The organism is Desulfatiglans sp. (assembly GCA_012513605.1).
Lineage (GTDB): Bacteria > Desulfobacterota > DSM-4660 > Desulfatiglandales > HGW-15 > JAAZBV01.
In genome coordinates this window covers 40306-60184 of sequence record JAAZBV010000134.1, presented here as the reverse complement: position 1 = coordinate 60184, position 19879 = coordinate 40306, and the positions used below count along the sequence as shown (strand labels likewise).

The following is a 19879-nucleotide window of genomic DNA, read 5'->3' as shown; positions in this document are numbered from 1 at the left end:
TTTATAAAAAAACTATAAAGTGATCAGGATTTTTTCAATTCCTCTTTTATGGCCATACCAATAGCCTGGAGCATAAATGGTTTTTTAACAAATTGACCTGCCCCAAGCCTCATGGTTTGCTTTACATCTTCTGTTTCAGCAAATCCGCTTACAATAACAGCCTTCTGTAAGGGGTTGATCTTTTTTATCCTCTCATAGGTCTCCCGGCCGTTTAATCCGGGGTCCATAATCATATCCAGGATGATCAGATCCACTGAGTTTTCTTTAAGGTATTCAACCGCCTCTTCGCCACTGGCTGCACTGTGTGCTCTGTAGCCGAGTTTTTCCAGCATACTGCAGGAGATCTCCCGCTGGCTCTCTATGTCATCAACAACAAGTATTCTTTCACCCTTTCCAAGCAGGGAATCCATGGGTATTTCAACATCAGAGTCTGATATCACGCCTCTTGTTATTGGGAAATACAAATCAAAGGAGGTGCCATTACCATCACTTGTAACATTGATATAGCCTTCGTGCTCCCTCATCACATTCCAGACAACGGCCAGACCCAGGCCTGTGCCGCTTCTGCCCATAACCTTTTTTGAATAGAAGGGTTCAAATATTCGGTTCAGGTCGGCCTGCGATATCCCGGTCCCATTATCCGATACGGTTAACAGAGCATATTCCCCTGTCTTCACATCATCATACCCCTTAAGCGGACGGTCAAGATACCTGTTTGATGTGGATATACTGACACATCCTGTCTCCTCGATTGCATCAGAGGCGTTTGAAACCAGGTTCATCACTATTTTTTTCAGGTGTATGTATGATCCGTTTATGTTCAAAAGGGAGTTGTCCAGTTCATATTTAAATGTGATTGCAGGATTATGCGCTTCAATCTGCCTGAACTCAGGTGATTTGAAATATTCGTTTATCAGACTGTTCAGATTTATTGTTTTTTTCGGGGTTGCCACACTGCGTGCAATAGTTAAAAGGTCCTGCACAATTGCAACCGCCCTCTTACCTGATTCCATAATGGTAATAATAGGTTTTCTGAGATTGCTCTCCTGGGGCAGGTCCAGAAGAAGCAGTTCAGGATAGCTAACTATGCCTGAGAGCACATTATTAAGGTCGTGAGCAACACCTCCTGCCAGAAGGCCCAATGATTCCATCTTCTGTGACCGGTGCAGTTTTTCCTCTAACTTATGCTTTTCCTCCTCTGCATTTTTACGGTCTGTAATGTCAACCATGGTCTCAAGTGAATAGCTCATGGCGCCATCTTTATATATGGGAGTGATGCTTATCTCTGACCAGGCATATTCCCCGCTCTTTTTCCTGAAACGCCTTTCCGTTGGTTTGACCCCTAAGGGAAACTGTTTTTTCTTCTCCTCAAGCGTGCCATATTCCGGGTCATCAACCCACCAGGGATATGGGATTTTATAGCCTATCACTTCAGAAGATTTATAACCGGTCATCTCTTCAAAAAATCGGTTTACATACCTGATTGAGGTATCAGGATTCAATACCAGTATTGCATTTGGTGAATTATCAAGCAGGCTTATGTTAAATTCATTGCTCTCCCTGAGAGCGGTTTCACTCTTTTTGTATCCGGTTATGTTCCTTGTGATCTCAATAAAGCCAGTTACCACTTCACCATTTTCTACGGGGCAGAATATGGTCTCAAAAAATGAGTCTCCTGTGTCTGTTACGGCAGAAGATTCTGCCTTGAGTTTTTCACCCTTTAATACCTTTTCCCGAAGCATCTCCCATCTCTTTACCAGTTCAGGGGGGCCGGCCTTATAGGGTTGCATACCCGGCTTGATATCCTGTTTCAAGTAAAGTTCCATTACATCCCTGTAACTGTTGTTATATGCGAGGGCATTACCATCACAGTCACAAATCAAAATAAAATCATCTGTATACTGCATAATGGTATCATAGTGCTTACAGCTCTGGTTAAGCTTCCTGATCTCATCAAGCAATTCGATTTCCTTTTGATTCTGTGCCTGAATAACACCTTCAAGCTCTTTTATCTTTTGTTCCAGTTCTTTAGCGCCCTGCTCTTTTTCCATTTTAAAACCTGTTTAATGTTTACAAGGTATGTATTTTTTAGATGGTAAGACAATAATTCGCTTTTAAGCCATTGAGCGGGCACATATACAGATTGGAGGATTTTACGGCTGAAAAGTCTGCCTAATATAATCAATTGCTGAGTAAATAGCAATATTTTGCAATTTAAATAACAATACCCTGTATTATCTGTTAATTCCGGGGTGTGCATATTCAGGAATATCAATGGAGCGGAGCCTCATCCTGAATTCATGTTCACTGACATTACTTTTCCAGTGTCCTGTAACCTGAGCAATATATACAATCAGGAAAAAAAGCAATGTGAGTATCATTGCCAACCTGGATGGTGTTATTACAGTTTTCAAACCTTTCATATGCAGGGTGTTTTCAACAGGGCATGCATTAACACATTCCATGCATCCGTTACATTCCGGGCTTGAGGTGCTTGTTTTTATATTTACAGGCAAGCTGTATGGACATTCCCCTGCACATTTGCCGCAACCAATGCATCTGTCTTTATCTCTTCTTACTTTTACAGGGCTAATCAATGCAAAAAGCCCGAGCAGTCCTCCATACGGGCATAAATACCTGCACCAGAAATTCTTTATAATAAAGGATGCTGCGAGTAATGCTATGAGGACAATTAATGTAGTCATACTCATGCGGATAAAAAAGAAGAGCATTTTGGCATCTGTCATCTTATAGTAGGGGCTTTCAAGAAATGTCTCTATTTCACTCACCGGCATTGATAGAATTATAAACAGGAAAAAACCGAGTATCAGGTATTTGATACCCCGCAGAGGAAAATCCAGAAATCGCAGTATTCTGAAATTTCTTCCCAGAAATAACTCTCCGGTTTTCCATACCCACTCAGATATTGTACCCACAGGGCAGATCCACCCGCAAAAGGATTTTCTGAAAAGAAGCGCGGTTAGTATAGCAAAACCAAGTATCACCATTGCTGCAGGATGGGTTTGATCCCACACGCCTTCAAATATAAAAAGCTTCCAGCCCATGAGCCCGCCTATCGGCAAAAACGCCTCAACCCCTGGTGGCCTTGATACAGTGATATTACCTTCGGAAGAAGCCTGAAACACAAATATAAAGAAATGCAGACCGATCGCCAGTGTGAGTATCAGGAAGCAGAGCTGTATGAGATTTCGTATCCCTGTAAAATAGATTTTTCCTGTTTTCATATTATTTAACCTCTCCAATTTCATTCTTTTTATAACAGGGAAAAAATTGAGTCTTTGACATAAGTCAACGACTTCAATCTGCGGAAATATTATGATGCTGATAAAAACTTCAGTTAATGTAATTTATTTTGGAGAAGACTCATGGAAAAAAATATATCAAGAAGAAATAGTTATAACAACCGACTGTATCCAGAAACCTCAGCAAGAGTATAGAGTATTGTCAGGAAAAGATATTTTATCTAGAATACATCAGGATCATAATGATCGTTCATTGTGTAATATGTAAACAAGGAGATAAGGTATGGAGACGATAAATTATTTTAAAAATAAAAAGATAAGTACACTGGTAATAGCAGCGATACTTTTGCTTGTAAATAATTTCAATGCCTTTGCACATTGCGATACAATGGACGGGCCTGTTGTGATTGAGGCGATGGAGGCACTTAATAACGGTAATGTTGTACCATTATTAAAATGGGTTAAAAAAGAATATGAAGAGGAAATTAAAGCAGTTTTCAATCATGTACAGGCTGTTAGAAATAAAGATCCTGAAGTAAAAAAACTGGCTGACAGATATTTTCTTGAAACGCTTATCCGTCTTCATCGGGAAGGAGAAGGCGCTCCTTACACGGGGCTCAAATCAGCAGGAACTATTGCGCCCTGTTTATTAAAGGCTGACCAGGCACTTGAGGCAGGTTCCGTCGACACACTGGCAGAAAAGGTCGGAAATGAAGTTGAAAAAGCTATAAAAGAGCGCTTTACACATCTGATGGAAACAAAAGCACATAAAAATGAAAGTGTTGAGGCCGGAAGAGAGTATGTAAAGGCTTATGTTATATATGTTCATTTTATTGAAGGTGTTCATAATCTGATTTCTCAGCAGGATGCCCATGGTGAGGAGTCAGGTAATCAAGAGCAGGGGAAGCATGATCATTAATTATACTGATTTTAGAGAGTCACCCAAAATTGGAGGCATACATGACACTTACACAGATAGATAGTGACACAAAGTCACAGAAGAAGACAGGTTTAAAGGCCGGTGAACCGGCGCATATTGATAACTTAATAGAATATGGAGAGGATGCAATAGTAAGCCGTACACTGGTTGAAAACGATGCAGGTACTGTCACCCTGTTTGCCTTTGATGAGGGTCAGGGATTAAGCGAGCATACTGCCCCGTTTGATGCACTTGTGCAGGTGGTGGATGGTGAAGGCGAGATTATCATAGGCGGTGCACCCAATAAGGTTAAAGATGGAGAACTTATTTTAATGCCTGCAAATATTCCTCATGCGCTAAGGGCAACTAAACGGTTTAAGATGATACTTACTATGCTGCGTAAAAAATAGACAGGCAGTTTACAATGAGTAATGGGTCGTAACCCTTTTGCGGTTACGACCCCGGTTTTTATCAAAAACTGTATGATAGATTCAGAGAGCCATAATCATGATTTGAGGCACGCTGGGTATCAAACTGTTTACTTCGAAATATAATGGAATAGGTAATCCTGAATTCTTCCACCTGCCATGTGATACCATAAACAAATTCTCCTACCAGTGATCTTTTTTTAACACTGTGACTATCCCTGAAATTGTTACCATCGAGAAAAATATCGTGTGCAACAATCTTACCATCAGTAGAAAAGAATAGATGAAGGCTGCTGCTTTTTATTCCATCCACGGAAAAAGGGGGAGATATTTCACAACCGGCACGAATAGGACAACTTCCGAAGTCATTGGGCAAGTTCCATCCCATTCGAAGTTCTGCTCCGCCATTTACGTAAATATTCACTGTGCCAATACGAACTCCCAAATGGGGGATCAGGTCAAAAGCGAAATTCAAATATGATCTGCTTGACCATGCACGCCACTGGGATTCGTATATAGCATCAATGGTTATCTCATTATTGAGTTGATGTTTCCACCCTTTGGCGCGGGCATCTCCTATAAGGTCGTGTGCAGCATTCTGGATAGTCTCCGCATAAGAGGCTGGCCCCACAATCCCCAATTGAATTTCCCATGTATTTTTCTGGACATCCATGCGGGAATGAAAACCCGCTGCAATATATGTGTAACCAGCATAGGGGCGGTCATCATTAATGAGCTCAGTACTTGCTGTATTATGTGGTGTATATATATCCTGACCAATTGAGAAGCTGAAAGCAAGGGTACTGTCACTTGCTTTTATAAAGGGCAGTATCCTATAGACCCGATCACTCCAGGCTGGAATATTTAACTTTTTCATCTCATCGAAGGATGAACTCCAGGTTAGTTTGATGCCATTAGTATAATCCCTGTCGGTACCGGAAAAAAAGTCGTTCTCCCAGTAAAGGGTAAAGTTATTTAAATCCACAGAAGATGATGTGGTATCCTCTGAGAAAGTTTCATCCGCAAGGCAATAGAGGTTTACAGATAATAAGATAGCTAAATAAGTTAGCAAAACAGATTTTCTCAAGCTCAAATACTCCTCATGTGAAACATTTACAAAATAATTTTTTGCTTCTTCTAATCCTGCCAGATTTCAATACGATGTCCTTCCGGATCATAGGAGTAAAATACACTTGCCCCCCAGGGATGTTTTTTTACCGCGGTAGGGTTCATACCTTTATGAACAGCATCCTTATGGACAGATAAAATGTCATTAACCTCCAGCGTTATTGTAACACCCTCTCCTTTGCAGCTTTTTATTGAAGCCCGTTTTTCATCCGCAACACTCAACCTTGATGAAGGGGATAGTATGAATTCGTAAAACCAGTCATTGGAAAAATTAACCGGAAGGCAAAGAATATCTCTGTAGAATGAAACCGTAGTTTCCCAGTTTTTGCAGTAAAGGATAATATTTGAGGTTTTAAGATTTTTTAGCATGGTATTTTAATAAAGGGCCAGTTAAAACCAGCCTGCTCAGTAGAGTGGTTGGAAAAATTAAAAAACTCCTCTCCCCACTCGCCCAAGCCAGACTGGTAAATAACTGATACGAGATTAATGACCTGGACTTTTTTTATACAAATAATGAACCAAAAGTCCATGAATGATCTTCAAAATGGCTCTTAAAACACTCATCACATAAAAAAGCAGAACCATCTTTGCAGCCGAACCCGATAAGACAGTCAAAGGATGCTCCATCTTCAGATTTAATCTCTGAAGTCCATTCCCGCTCTTTACAGATAGCACACTTATTCTTTAATATCTCTATGTAATTCCCTTTTGATTTGTTTGCCTCAATATAATCTTCTCTTTTTATTCTTTTAAAATTCATCTTCCTTACTCCTTTCATTTAAAAAGGTTGTATACAGGCACCGGTTGAATAACCCTAAATAAGCCCTATCTCCCTGTGTTTATCTGCTATAGCCTGGGCAAGCCTGTCAATGGCAAGCAAATCAGCCTCTTTTGGGAGCCCTTTAACCAGCACAGGCTCAACCACCTCTACCTTGAGGTTGGGGATCATGCCTGAAAGTGTTTCAACTGTCTTACCGCCCCATCCGTATGAACCGATAATGGAGAGGAATTTTGTCCTTGGCCTTATGGCATTTGCAAGAAATGTTGCATAGGCCACGACAGGATGAGGTCCGGCCAGTACAGTGGGCACACCAACAACTATTGTTGCCGCATCCACAAGAGACATGGCGAGCTTGCCTATATCGGTAACTGCAAGGTTAAAGAGTTCAACGCTCACACCCTGTGCTGTAAGCCCTGATAAAAGCCTCTCAATCATTACCCTCGTGCTGCCGTGCATGGATATAAATGGCAGAGAGACCAGGTTTTTTGGCCCTCCTGTTACCCACTCCTTATATGCATCCATGATCCAATCAGGTTTGTCATAAACCTGGCCGTGGCTGGGGCAGATCATCTGTATGTCATAATCCTTGAGTTTTTCCAGATTTTTTTCAATCACGTTTCTGAAGGGCATCATGATCTCTGCAAAATATCTTTTTGCTGCCTCATGTACCCGGCACTGGTCTGTCACATAGATATCAGATGTAGCGATATGTGAACCAAAAAAATCACAACTGAAAAGTATTTTATCTTCTACTAAGTAAGTCACCATGGTCTCAGGCCAGTGTACCCAGGGGGTGTGTATAAATTTCAGGCTCTTGTTCCCAATAGAAATGGTCTCTCCATCTTCAACTGTTACAAACGCATTTTCATCTATATGCATCAGATCCATAAGCATACCCTTTGCCTTGGGTGAGGCTATCACCTTTGCATCAGGGTAACGCTTCAATACCATAGGTATAGAGCCTGAATGATCCTGCTCTGCATGATGTGAGATTATATAATCGACCTTCTTTACATCAGAAAGCTGCTCCATAAGTTCATCACACATTACAGGGTCAACCGAATCAATCAGAACAGTCTTTTCACTTCCGCAAATGAGGTATGCATTATATGATGTCCCATCCGGCAGAGGGATGAGCGAATCAAACAACCTCCTGTCCCAGTCAATGGAACCAAGTTTAAAAATACCATCCTTTATTTTTCGTTTCTGCATAACAACACCTCCTTGATATTAAATTGATATTGACGGGTAATAACACTAGGGCGATATTAAAAAATCAAGGGCATTATACATTAAAAGATTTGATTCAGGTATATATTTATAATCCTCTCGTAATTTTTCAGCCTGCTGAATAAAAGGCCCTTTTATCAATTCATCACCACAGTTTTTAATCAGGCTTTCAATCCCGGTTTGTGTACTCTCCAGGTGAAACTGTAATGCCATTACCCTTTCTTTATAAATAAACCCCTGGTTTTTGCATGCATCACTTTCGCCTATCGGGGTTGCCCCTTTAGGGATATCAAAGGTGTCCTCGTGCCAGTGAAAGGCATAAAATTGATCGGGGAAGATACCTGTGTATTTGGAATCTGATTTTGTATTTTTTCTCACTGGAAACCAACCTATCTCCTTATTGCTGTTTTTGTATACCTTTGCACCCAGTGCCCATGCGATTAGCTGTGCCCCAAGACAGATCCCCAGCACGGCCTTTCTTGAAAAGATAGATTCTTTGATGAATTCTTTTTCAGACTTAAGCCAGTTGTACTTATCCTCATCATACACACCCATTGGCCCGCCCATTACAACTAGAAGATCAAAAGAGTTAATGTCTGGCAATGCTTCATCGAGAAAAAATGCGGTTCTGGAGACTAGAATATTTTTATCTTTTGCCCATTCGAAAATAATTCCAAGCTCCTCAAATGGCACATGCTGTAAAAATGCAGTTTCATTGTGTTCTCCTTTTAGATAGAGGCTATAAAATCAATTACATATTTTGTTGAGGTATAGAGCATTACAAAAGTGAGCATCCACTTTATATATTTAGCAGATGCATACTTCTGGCACCTGGCCCCAAAATACATACCTGCCATGCCTCCTATACCAAAAAGAATCCCGATCAGCCAGTCAGGGGCTACTGAGAGCCCTGGTACAGACAGGGCAATGGCCTGATAAAAGAGAACACCGGCCACTGATGTTACAAATGTCCCCATCAGGGATGCGCCAGCAACAATATACACAGGCAATTTGAAAAAGGTAATAAGGAAAGGTGCAATTATAGCCCCACCGCCTATGCCATAGATTCCACCAACAACGCCTACAAAAAAGCTCAAAAGAAATATCGCTAAGAATGGCGCTTCAAAGTGTTCATCATAAATTGTAAACCCGACCCGCTTCAGGTTGAAGCAGGTAACCTTGACAGCATACAATAGCTTATCCTCCGGCTTTCTGTTTATATATCCGCCTTTAATAATTTCCTGAAACCTGTTTTCACTTATAACCAATGCCCCGTGTGTCTGTTTTTTTATTAGCAGATCCGAAAGCATTCTATAGGCGATATAGAGCAGTACAAGGGCGGCAAACAGTTTAAAATGGCTCGGATCAGGGAGATATATTATCCGTATTATAGCCCCTATAAAAACACCTGGCAGTGTCCCGGTAATAATAATCAGGGATAGGGGCCATACCATACGTCCTTCACGCCAGTAGCGGTATACTCCCGATGGAATGGCTATAACATTATATAACTGGTTTGTAGCGCTCACAGAGGGGTTTGTATAGTTCAAGAATGATATCTGAAAAGGCAGAAGAAGAAACGCACCTGATATGCCCCCCATTGATGTAAAGAATGAAATAATAAACCCAACAAGAGGTGGAATCCATGGTAACACCTCTATACCTGCAGTCTCGAAAAACATTGCGTAGATCCTTAGTAACTTAAGACCTTAATAATCATCATTTATTTTCTGTTGAAAGCCATATCACTTTTTATCCTTTAAAGCCAAGGCTGATTTTGCGTTTTATTTACTCACTACTTTTCTACCTGTCTTTGCTTCTAAAGTGGCAAAGCCACGGAACATAAAGCCCTGCAAGGGCATCATACACTAACATAGGGAGTAGCTCTATAAAGTAGCACAGTCACGCAACAAAGCCCTGAAAGGGCGATATATCCTTATCTATTATCATACTGCAACCGCTTTAGCTAAGATACTTTTTTTCAGTTCTTCCAAATCATCTATTTTCTTCTGATAGATGGCTTCCAGCTTTTATGTATCAGCTCGCAGGTCATCTAATTGCCGGACGATGGTTTGTTGTTTACAAACTCGGCGAGGTTGTCACCAGTGAGGGCGTTATGGTCCACTTCGACTCGCTCAATGACTGTTCCGTCCTTCGAAAGTAGTGCCCGTCGAAGCTTTGGGGCAGCCCATACATTCCATTGAAATGTCTCATCTGTTCCGGATATCTTTACTTTTTGGAAGGTTAAACAAAAAGAGAAACCAAAACTTAGGGACACGAAAAATTCCAAAATACCATTCACCACGGAGAGCACTGAGGACACGGAGAATCTATAGCCATTGGCTTAAAAAATTTGAAATCTTATTCCTACCATCTCCGTAAAAGTGGGTTTACATTGGTATTACAATAGTTTTCTGGTTGTCCTCCGGAGTTTATTCTGTATTTATGGGTGACAGCTATGAAGACTTATTTTTAAAGTTGGCTGTAGTCTTTTACTCCGTGCTCTACGTGTACTCCGTGGTGAAAATTCTTTGCTTATAACTGTATATTTTTTTGATATTTGACCTGTGTCAAGGAAACTTAACTCCCACTCTGTAATAATAGCTCCAGTTGTGATTGTTAAAGGTGTAAAATAGATGCAAATCTTTATTTATTTCAGGGAGGAGTTATGAAAAATATAATTAAATATCTATTGGTTGCATGGGCGTTTGCCTTATGTATGACCCCGGTTTATGCCTTTTCATATGATAATCTTTCGCCCTCAAAACAGCCGACCGGATTCAGGGGCATCTTCTGGGAATCAGGTAAAAATCACCACCTGGACCTCTTTTCAGTGTTTGATAATGTTGATGGGGTTGAGACCTTTAACAGGGAGTGTGACCTGCTAACCCTTGGGTCAGCAAGGCTAAGTGAAATCAGGTATCATTTTTATCAAAATAAATTCTACCAGGTATCACTCATACTTGATAATGAGGTTGATCATAAGGCCCTTCTGGGTGAATTGACTAATGAGTTTGGCACACCCGAAGAAAAATCTGGAACATATGTATGGGAAAATGATACGGTTTCAATATGTCTTTATCCAGATGGGGCGATAATCAGTTATCTGCCGATACTTAATGAAATTAATGATAAATATTAACAGCCTTTAAAAGGAGAGTGTAGTGGAAAAGGATAAATATTTTTTTTCAGATCACAGCAGGCGTGAATTTCTGGGCGCAGTCCCTCTATTATGCGGGGGACTCGCCATGCTTAATGTGTCAGGGCATACCGATGCAAAGGAAGTTAAAGCGGGTGTGCCGAGAGTGAAAATCCCTGAACGATCTATCTTTATGAGACTCCCTGAATCTGCCCTTTATGGCATTACTGTTGATGAAAAGATAGAGATAACACTTAATGATGTGATCAAGGTACACGGTTACTGTGTCGGCGGGGGGACATTCTCCTTCAGGGCAGCAGAGGAGGCCTTTAAACTCATGTATGGGAACGAACTGCCGGTGCGTCATAAGGTAAAGGTTCAAACCTCTCACCATTGCTGCCAGGCAGCAGCGCTGGGCTATATCACAGGCGCAAGAAGGGATTATGGGGCATACCATTCGCAGGGCAACCTGATACTTCTACCAGTGGAGGATAAAAAGATTGTCTTTACTGATATACCAGGAGGTAAGAGTGTTACCCTGAGACCTCTGTTTAATCCCCATGACACCTTTGAACCGCTTTTTAAAAGGGCAAAAAAGGAGCCCGGTTTTGCGCCAGAGGTTTCAAAGGTGATGAATGAAAAAATAGATGAATACCTTAACGCGCCAGTAGAAAAGATATTTATTGTCGAGAGTTAAACGGACAATTTACAGGGCCAAGCAGTGACCTGACCGCCCTCAACTCCGCATTGTAGGCTTTCGGGTGATTCTCAAACCATTTATCATATGCCTGTGCATGGCCCTGGTAAACATCAATTACAGACATTTATTTTGCTAAAGATACTTTGCCAGGAATTTATCCAGTTTGTCTTTATCAGTAGTGACATCAACCGGGACCCACTCATTGTTCAGTAGCAGGTTTGTAGAGCCTTTGAACTGAGAGGCATATTTGAGCGCCTCTTCGGAATCAAGCGTTAATATTTTTAATTCTATTTTATCACCATACTTATCCTTCATGCTGTTGGCTACAACTATAGCCTTTTTGCATGACCCTCAGCCAGGGTTACCACTGTGAAACAGAGTCAGGTTAACCATTTTTAATTCCTCCAGAATTAATTATCAGGTTTATAATCAATCATTATATGGATACAAGATATTATGTCAAATAAGATAAAACTGTTCATATCCAGAATTCCGGGTATTTCCTGGTCTTAGGTATATTGTTTACAAGTAGTGCTACTATAAGCATGATTAATGCACCTGAGCCAGCCGGTATAAAGGCATACATGTAGCCCAGGTTATGTACCTGATCCCCGCCTATTACTGCAATGAGGGCAGTTGCACCTCCTGGGGGGTGGAGGGTTTTTGTCAGGTGCATCACTGCTATTGAAGTAGCTACAGCAAAGGCAGAGGAAAGCCACGGTATTTGTCCCAGCATCTGAAAACTGGCAACGCCGATTACTGCTGACAATATATGACCGCCAATAAGGTTCCTGGGCTGTGCAAGTGGGCTTCTGGTTGCGCCATATATCAGCACTGCTGATGCACCGAAAGAACCAATAAGCATGATCATGCTGCTGCCTGCGAGAAGCTTAAAGTGTGCCAAGCCAACAAGGCTGATTCCCAGAAATGCACCGATCCACGACCAGAATATCTCTGTCTTGCTTACAGCAGGAGGACTTTTTGTTATCCCTTTCATCTTTCTGAAATATTCCATTTCTATTCCTGATCAGTAGTGCAGACATTATTAAAAATGGCCTTGATAATATCCGACCTTGTAATGATTCCAATAAGCCGGTTGTTTTTGTCTTTTACCGGTAATCTGTTAATGCTGCCTTTATTAAGCAGATTTATTATCTCGGAAAGCGGGGTATTTTCATAAACTGCTATAGCAGGGGCTGTCATAAGGTCCACCACCTTCAGTTTCCTGAGAGACAAAGCAAGGCAGCCTTTATTGCTGAGGCACCGGGCTATTACAGACATAAGGGAAGGAGGGGCATCTTTTATCAAACTTTTTACAAGATCCTTTTCAGAAATAATCCCCACCAGCTCCTCTCCATTATTTATTACAGGCAGACCGCTTACCTTCTCTTTTGCCATAATATCTGCTGCGAGGGAAATATTACTTTCCGAAGCTATTGATAAAACCGATCGTGTCATAATCTGACCGGCAGTAATCCCATGGAGCAGACGCTCCCTTGCATGTTTATATGCCTTAATATAAAACTCCCTGAAATCGGCAGGGGTGATATCGATGTATCCCTCCATTGACCTCATGGCAGAGAGGATATCCTCATCATTTATCTCAGGCTGGCATGAAAGGGCATTAATATCTGTCATTATAGTTTTCCTCTCAGGATTTTAGTTTTATAATAGTATGGCAATCAATCACCATTTTTCTTATGACTTTAACACAGTAATTGGGATATGCCTTGACATAAGTCAAACTATTAAGCATAGAACCAGTCATATATTGTAAAATCAAGAAGTATTCATAATTGACATATTTTTTGATTATTGAGTAATATGGCCAAACATGAATATCTGAGATGGGAGGTATGAATGAAAGAAAGGTATAAAATATTTGTGCTACTGGCATCCGGGCTTGTGATCGGGTTCATTCTTTTTATTGGGGTCAGCGCTGGCATGCATATAAGCGACCACCGCCCTTTCTGTTCACAGTGCCATATTATGAACCAGGCAGCCATTACCCACAAGATGTCCAGCCATGCAAAACTTGCCTGTAATGAATGCCACGCCCCCCATAACCTTGTGGAGAAACTGCCTTTCAAGGCATTCACAGGCACAAAGGATATCTATCTCAATATGTTCGGCAACCTTGAGGAGCCGATCGAGGCAGGTGAAGATACAACGCAGGTGGTAAATACCAACTGCAAGGCCTGCCATGCAGATACAAATACACTTGTATCAAGCATGGAGGCAAAAGGGGTATGCACAGACTGCCATCGTAATATCCAGCACATGCGTATGAAACCAATAAGCACAAGGAGCGTATCTGATGTTTAAAAGATCTATATTCGTTAATACTCTATTATTTATTTTTATCTGTGTGGCATTAATATCATCAGGATGTTCAGATGTAAACGAACTTAAAGCCCCTGTATATAAAACAAAGCTCTCAGCAAATGAAATCCGCAACAGCGCATTCAAAGAGGAGTTTCCGCGCCAGTATGACTATTATGAGAGAAATGATGAAAGCAGGGTCATGACCGAATATAAAGGCTCTGTGCCCTACAATAAAAATAATTCAGTTGATTTTCTTCCGGAGGGCTACAAATATGCACAGCCTTATCTCAAGAACCTGTGGCTTGGCTATGCATTCAGCTATGAATACCGTGAGGCACGCGGTCATACAATGGCCCTTACCGATTTTCTAAATATAGACAGGATTGACCGGTATGCTGAAAAGGGCGGGCTTCCTAAGACCTGCTGGAACTGCAAGACCCCAAAGATGATAGACTGGTATAAAGAACAGGGAGACGATTTCTGGGAAGGTGATGTCAATGAGATGCGCACTGAGCCTGATTTAAAGGATAATACAATAGGGTGCGCAAACTGCCATGATCCTCAGACAATGGAGCTTGCCCTTTACAGTGTGCCTTTGCAGGACTATCTGAAGCTTAAAAATAAAAACTTCAAAGAGCTCTCCCGGAATGATAAAAGGGCGCTTGTTTGCGGGCAGTGCCATGTGGAATATTACTTTCTTGATAAATCCTTTGGACCGTCAAAAAAACCCAAATTTCCATGGGATAATGGCCTTGACCCTGAAGAGATATATACCTATTACGAAGACAAGGGTGAATCTACCGCAAAGGGGTTTGAAGGTAATTTTGTTGACTGGACACACCCTGTATCAAAGACACCCATGCTCAAAGCCCAGCACCCTGAATATGAGATGTGGAGCAACGGTGTTCACGGGGCAGCGGGTGTAACCTGTGCGGATTGCCACATGCCTTATGTGCGCTCTGAAGACAAGAAGAAGATCTCTTCGCACTGGTGGACTTCACCCCTTAAAGATCCTGAGATGCGCGCCTGCCGTCAGTGCCATTCAGATAAAACCGGTGATTTCTTAAAAAGCAGGGTAATCTTTCATCAGAAGAAGACCTTTGATCAACTGCTGATTGCACAGGAATTATCTGTAAAGGCCCATGAGGCAGTAAGGCTTGCGCTGGAATACAAGGGGGAAAAGGCTGATAATTATGAAAAGCTTGTGATACAGGCCCAGCAGATGATCCGAAAAGGGCAGTTCTTCTGGGACTATGTCTCCGCTGAAAACAGCGTGGGCTTCCATAATCCCTCAAAGGCGCTGGATACCCTTGCATCAAGTCAGCAGTACAGCCAGAAAGCAGTTGACCTTGCCTGCGAGGCCACAAGGTTCGGGATCGCAAAAGAGCTTGCAGGCGATATTAAAAAGATTGTCCCGCCCATTCTGAACCACAGCAGGAAGCTTCAGCAGGAGTCTGACCATATGAAAAGCCATAAATGGTTTGAGTATATACCGGTACTACCAAAGGCCGACAAGGTCTGGGACGAACAGAAAAGGCTGTAGGGATCAGAAGACAGAAAAGAGAAAATAGGAAATAGGAAATAGAATATGGAAAGAGGAAAGGGGAAAGGAAATTAGGAAAGAGGCATATGTTCACGGGTATGACCCGCGGGAGAATATACGTTTACAGGATCAGGCCATGACACTTGTTGATCTGCTCCATTCTGATACATCATACCCTGATGGCGCTCTTGTACTTGAGGCAGGGTGCGGTGTGGGGGCACAGACAATCACACTTGCAAAAAATAACCCCAGGGCGTCGATAATATCTGTGGATATCTCTGATATTTCAGTAAAGCAGGCAGAACAGAAGGTGCGTGATGCAGGGTTTAACAATGTACAATTCAGGCAGGGTGATATCTTCAACCTGCCTTTTGCGGCCCAAACATTTGACCATGTCTTTGTCTGCTTTGTGCTTGAGCATTTGAACGACCCTGTCTTAGCACTGAAGAAACTTAAGACATATCTTAAGCCCGGTGGCACCATCACGGTTATTGAGGGTGATCATGGCTCCACCTATTTTTATCCTGACAGCGAGGCTGCACATTCTGCTATCAACTGCCAGGTAGAATTACAGGCACGTGCAGGCGGAAATGCCCTTATAGGAAGGGCACTTTATCCTCTCCTTACATCCGCAGGGTACAACTCTGTCAGGGTATCGCCAAGGATGGTATATGTAGATGCGAGCAAACCTGAGCTTGTTGATGGCTTCACCAGAAAGACATTTACCGCTATGATAGAGGGTGTGCGCCAGCCTGCTATCAGTAATAATATTTTAGACCCTGACACATTTGATAAGGGTATAAGAGACCTGTATCGCACAACAGAGGCTGACGGTACCTTCTGTTACACCTTTTTCAAGGCTGTCGGCTTGGTGTAGAAAACAATTCTGTTGATTTATGCAAAGATGGAATATCCCCATTTCGTAGAGACAAGGCATGCCTTGTCTCTACAATTATCAGATCAGGAATCCTTTGCTTCTCGTTTCCTCTCCGTGGGAATATCCTGCTTTACCCCCTCTTATTACCAACAATGATGAATGCTGTTAAGGATTTGATATTTGTTTTTATCATAGAAAAGACACGAAGGTTAAAGATAATAAACTATAACCACACAGATATCACTGCATCACAGACCGACTTTCGGGTTTCAGCATGTTTTAAAAAAAATTCTCATTTTATATCGGTGCATATTGACATAGATCAAATACTATTTCATTGATATGTAATATTTCGGTTATCATATTTCGATACAGGTAAATATTTTCGGAGGTAAAAACAGAATGACATTAAGTATAGCTTTTCCTGATAAAAAAATCTCCTGGTTCAAAGAAAAACTAGGAATAGGGAATAATGATTTTAATCAGATTGGTGAATACAGTAACCTGTTTATAAAAAATAAAACTAGTTTTTCCGAATATTTTTTCGATTATTTCAGTCGTATTGATGAGACTGATTTCTTTCTTAAACACCAGGAGCATGCTGAAAATCTGAGCTGGATATGGGAGGAATGGTTTGCCTCTTTTTTCAGGAACAATTTTGACAACAGCTTTCTCATGAGCCTTTGGAGAAGCGGGCTAAGGCACGTCGAGTTGAATATTGATCACAGGTTTATAACATTGAGCTATTCCATTCTCAGACAATTCTGTCAGGAGATTGTCAAAAAAGAGATCCCGAAAGATGCCCACAAGGAGGTGCTGATTTTTATTGATAAGATGGTAGACCTTTGTACCCTTGTTGAGACCCATGCATTTATCGAGGCCACCTCAAGGTGTGACATGGAGGTTGTGAGGGGAATTTCACATCAGGTCAGAAACCCGCTCACAGTGATAGGTGGAAATGCCATGAGGCTTATGAATAATGCTGGCAAAGAGACTGACCATAATAATATCCATAATATTTGCAAGACCATTATTGAAGAGAGCAGAAGGCTTGAGAAAATGGTGACCGATGCGGCAATATATTCTGATATGTATGAAAAGGAAACAGAGTATACAGGTATTTCTTTAAATACACTGATCTCTGAAGCAGCAGGAAGTTTAAATGGCAGGTTAAAAATAGCCATGGATCTCCCTCCTTCAGATATCATGATACAGGGCGATAAAAATGACCTTAAAATCCTTTTCGTAAATGTCTTTCAGCACTGTATTGAAACAGCAGGTGAAAAACAGACTGACATCTTGATCTCTCTGGATCATTATGACCCATCCTCACCATTTATTGAGATAGAGATTACGAACAGGGGGTTTTTCGCATTACCGGAAAATATACAAAATGCATTTGTCCCATTTTATTCATCAAGGCCAGATGGCACAGGCTTTGGCCTTTCCATTGCCCGACTTGCAGCAAGAAAAAACCTTGGTGACATTTACCTTGAAAATCTGCCGGACAAGGGAATGATATATTCACTTAAGCTACCTGCCCTTTAAAAGAAAACATCGCTCTGACAGCTCTATATGATGGCGCTTATACCATTTGAGGCCTTCTGCGTCAGCTCCACACCTCCAACATAATCGATCACTACCAATATCCGATTTTTCCTCCTGCCACCTGTTTTGGTTTGCCAGGCTATAGAAAAATCTGGCACATTTTTTGCGAAATATAATTAATGTTTTTTGAGGTAAAAAAAGAGTCGCTGGCTTTTTATTTGTATACGGAAATTATTTGAGGCATATTCATGAAAACACCATTCTGCAAAAATCTGTTACTATCTGTTTTTATTATATTTTTACTACTATGCAGTACCCTGATGGCCCAGCCTGACGCTGGAACCCTTCTTAAGGAGCAAAGGCAGGCTGCCCCTGCCATTCCTGACCGTTTCCCGGAAAAGGAGGTCATCAAAGAGGCTGAAGCTCCCTCTTCTGACACAGGTGTCAAAATTCCCGTCAGGGAGATCAAATTCACAGGTGATTACAGTAAAATGGCCACAGAGGCTGAACTATATGAACTTGTGAGAGAAAAGATAGGTAAAGAGCTAACATTTTTTGAGCTTAAGCAGATTACCCTCTATATTACAAACTATCTGCGTGAAAAAAAGGGGTTTCTACTCGCCCGTGCATTTCTACCTGAGCAGGATGTTACAGATGGTATTATTGAGATACAGATTATTGCGGGGCATATTTCAGGCATGGCAAATATAAATGTCAGGGAACCTGCAAGGGTCAGAAAAGAGATTCTGCAGGGAATAGCTGACCATGCAATCCCTGAAGAGAGCGCAACACGCATGGACAAAATAGAGCGGGCCGTACTCCTTATTAATGACCTTCCAGGTATAAAGGCACAGGCATCTCTTGAACCTGGGGCAACACCGGGTTCAACCTCTTTAAAAATAAACGCATCAGAAGATCGCCTTATTCAGGGTCTTCTTTCTGCGGACAATCACGGCGACCGCTATACAGGTTACATTCGCGGGGCAGGGCAGATATTTGCCAATGATTCGTTCGGCCAGGGTGATCAGATAGCCATTTCATATGTTGGGGCTGAAGATATGATTCATGGAATCGCCTCCTATGCACTGCCCATTGGCTACAGCGGGTTAAAGGAAAACATCTCCTATTCTTATCTCCATTATGAACTTGGAGAAGAGCTGAAACCGCTTAATGCAAAAGGGGAGGCACAGGTTATTGGTTCAAACCTTTCATACCCTGTTGTCCGATCACGCAGGGCAAGCCTGTGGCTGGAACTCGGTTTTGAATATCTTGATTTATGGGATGAGGCAAACAGTATCAAAACAAGGGATCGTGAACTGGCTGTTGGGAGCCTTAACCTTAGAGGTAATTTTTTTGACCGGTTTAAAGGGGGCGGGCTTACCATTGCAGAAATGACCTTTTATGGAGGAAATGCTGATCTGTCAGGGGTTGCCTCAAACAGGATGGCGGATGCAGCAGGCCCCGGCACACATGGAGGTTTTTCACGCCTTACCTATTCAATGGCCAGGCTTCAGAGAATGACCCAGGCAGTGGCCCTGTTTGTCTCCATGCGGGGGCAGTTGGCATCAGGCAATCTTGATTCATCACAGAAATTCATACTTGGCGGCCCCTATGGTGTTCGTGCATATCCATCAGGAGAGGGGGCCGGTGATGAAGGTCATATGGGTACAGTAGAGATCAGGTATGACCTTCCACCTATCCCTTATCTAAAATCAACACAGCTTGTAGGTTTTTATGACGCTGGCTGGACTAAGCTTAACCATGACCCCTGGCCCGGAGCAATAACCAATACAACTGGAAAAAATGACTATCTGCTTTCCAGCGGCGGGATCGGTTTAAATATTCAGTACCCGGGTATTTACAGCCTGAGGGCAACCTACGCCCATAAGGTCGGCTCCAATGATGGAAGAAACATTCAGGGCAAGAATGCTGATAACCGCGCCCACAGCGGCCGGTTCTGGGTTCAGATGGTATTGTGGTTTTAATTAGAGATATTTA

At 41.9% G+C, this 19879-nt stretch carries 20 protein-coding genes and 1 pseudogene; 9 read left to right on the top strand and 12 right to left on the bottom strand.

Going from position 1 to position 19879, the window contains the following annotated elements; genetic code table 11:
- Positions 1-23: 23 nt before the first annotated feature.
- Both GX654_18140 and GX654_18135 read right to left on the bottom strand, forming a co-directional pair.
- Positions 24-2051, bottom strand: coding sequence for a PAS domain S-box protein (locus tag GX654_18140; protein ID NLD38785.1), 2028 nt, complete (start codon positions 2049-2051; stop codon positions 24-26).
- 183 nt (positions 2052-2234) lie between these two features.
- A complete protein-coding gene (locus GX654_18135; GenBank protein NLD38784.1) occupies positions 2235-3245 on the bottom strand; it encodes a 4Fe-4S binding protein in 1011 nt (336 codons plus the stop codon).
- Between the two features lie 334 nt (positions 3246-3579).
- Here GX654_18135 and GX654_18130 point away from each other — a divergent pair.
- Together GX654_18130 and GX654_18125 are read left to right on the top strand one after the other, a co-directional pair.
- A pseudogene (locus tag GX654_18130) lies at positions 3580-4101 on the top strand (hypothetical protein).
- 122 nt (positions 4102-4223) lie between these two features.
- Positions 4224-4592, top strand: a complete 369-nt coding sequence (locus GX654_18125; GenBank protein ID NLD38783.1) for a cupin domain-containing protein — start codon at positions 4224-4226, stop codon at positions 4590-4592.
- Between the two features lie 61 nt (positions 4593-4653).
- On the opposite strand, the gene GX654_18120 is transcribed toward GX654_18125, so the two are convergent.
- From GX654_18120 to GX654_18095, 6 genes are all read right to left on the bottom strand, one after another.
- Positions 4654-5595: a lipid A deacylase LpxR family protein gene (locus tag GX654_18120; GenBank protein ID NLD38782.1), complete on the bottom strand. Its 942-nt coding sequence runs from the start codon at positions 5593-5595 to the stop codon at positions 4654-4656.
- Between the two features lie 152 nt (positions 5596-5747).
- Positions 5748-6107, bottom strand: a complete 360-nt coding sequence (locus GX654_18115) for a VOC family protein (GenBank protein ID NLD38781.1) — start codon at positions 6105-6107, stop codon at positions 5748-5750.
- Positions 6108-6240: 133 nt separating this feature from the next.
- A complete protein-coding gene (locus GX654_18110; protein NLD38780.1) occupies positions 6241-6498 on the bottom strand; it encodes a hypothetical protein in 258 nt (85 codons plus the stop codon).
- A gap of 54 nt (positions 6499-6552) precedes the next feature.
- Entirely contained in the window at positions 6553-7731 is a 1179-nt protein-coding gene (locus GX654_18105; protein NLD38779.1) for an FprA family A-type flavoprotein, read from the bottom strand.
- A gap of 45 nt (positions 7732-7776) precedes the next feature.
- Positions 7777-8442 carry a type 1 glutamine amidotransferase gene (locus tag GX654_18100; protein NLD38778.1) on the bottom strand — a complete coding sequence of 222 codons (666 nt, stop codon included), beginning with the start codon at positions 8440-8442 and terminating at the stop codon, positions 7777-7779.
- A 35-nt stretch (positions 8443-8477) separates the two neighbouring features.
- Positions 8478-9431 (bottom strand): sulfite exporter TauE/SafE family protein, encoded by a 954-nt coding sequence (locus tag GX654_18095; protein ID NLD38777.1) that lies wholly within the window; start codon positions 9429-9431, stop codon positions 8478-8480.
- 986 nt (positions 9432-10417) lie between these two features.
- Between GX654_18095 and GX654_18090 the strand changes: the two genes are divergently transcribed.
- Positions 10418-10891, top strand: a complete 474-nt coding sequence (locus GX654_18090) for a hypothetical protein (GenBank protein NLD38776.1) — start codon at positions 10418-10420, stop codon at positions 10889-10891.
- A 22-nt stretch (positions 10892-10913) separates the two neighbouring features.
- Complete coding sequence (locus GX654_18085) at positions 10914-11585, top strand: hypothetical protein (GenBank protein NLD38775.1); 672 nt, start codon at positions 10914-10916, stop codon at positions 11583-11585.
- Here the strand turns inward: GX654_18085 and GX654_18080 are convergent.
- The 4 genes from GX654_18080 to GX654_18065 all read right to left on the bottom strand — a co-directional run bounded on the left by GX654_18080 (position 11569) and on the right by GX654_18065 (position 13226).
- Positions 11569-11712: a hypothetical protein gene (locus GX654_18080; protein ID NLD38774.1), complete on the bottom strand. Its 144-nt coding sequence runs from the start codon at positions 11710-11712 to the stop codon at positions 11569-11571. The genes GX654_18085 and GX654_18080 overlap by 17 nt on opposite strands.
- A gap of 8 nt (positions 11713-11720) precedes the next feature.
- Positions 11721-11903 (bottom strand): hypothetical protein, encoded by a 183-nt coding sequence (locus GX654_18075; protein ID NLD38773.1) that lies wholly within the window; start codon positions 11901-11903, stop codon positions 11721-11723.
- Between the two features lie 163 nt (positions 11904-12066).
- Positions 12067-12603, bottom strand: a complete 537-nt coding sequence (locus GX654_18070; protein ID NLD38772.1) for an HPP family protein — start codon at positions 12601-12603, stop codon at positions 12067-12069.
- Between the two features lie 2 nt (positions 12604-12605).
- Positions 12606-13226, bottom strand: a complete 621-nt coding sequence (locus GX654_18065; GenBank protein ID NLD38771.1) for a CBS domain-containing protein — start codon at positions 13224-13226, stop codon at positions 12606-12608.
- Positions 13227-13448: 222 nt separating this feature from the next.
- On the opposite strand from GX654_18065, the gene GX654_18060 reads away from it, so the two are divergent.
- The 5 genes from GX654_18060 to GX654_18040 all read left to right on the top strand — a co-directional run bounded on the left by GX654_18060 (position 13449) and on the right by GX654_18040 (position 19866).
- Positions 13449-13913: a 7-cyano-7-deazaguanine reductase gene (locus tag GX654_18060; protein ID NLD38770.1), complete on the top strand. Its 465-nt coding sequence runs from the start codon at positions 13449-13451 to the stop codon at positions 13911-13913.
- The gene (locus tag GX654_18055; GenBank protein NLD38769.1) at positions 13906-15456 is read left to right on the top strand and encodes an ammonia-forming cytochrome c nitrite reductase subunit c552; all 1551 of its coding nucleotides are present in this window, start codon (positions 13906-13908) and stop codon (positions 15454-15456) included. Before GX654_18060 ends, GX654_18055 begins: the two co-directional genes overlap by 8 nt.
- Positions 15457-15592: 136 nt before the next feature.
- Positions 15593-16333, top strand: coding sequence for a class I SAM-dependent methyltransferase (locus GX654_18050; GenBank protein ID NLD38768.1), 741 nt, complete (start codon positions 15593-15595; stop codon positions 16331-16333).
- 402 nt (positions 16334-16735) lie between these two features.
- Positions 16736-17881: a hypothetical protein gene (locus GX654_18045; protein ID NLD38767.1), complete on the top strand. Its 1146-nt coding sequence runs from the start codon at positions 16736-16738 to the stop codon at positions 17879-17881.
- A gap of 320 nt (positions 17882-18201) precedes the next feature.
- Positions 18202-19866, top strand: a complete 1665-nt coding sequence (locus tag GX654_18040; GenBank protein ID NLD38766.1) for a ShlB/FhaC/HecB family hemolysin secretion/activation protein — start codon at positions 18202-18204, stop codon at positions 19864-19866.
- Positions 19867-19879: the final 13 nt, after the last annotated feature.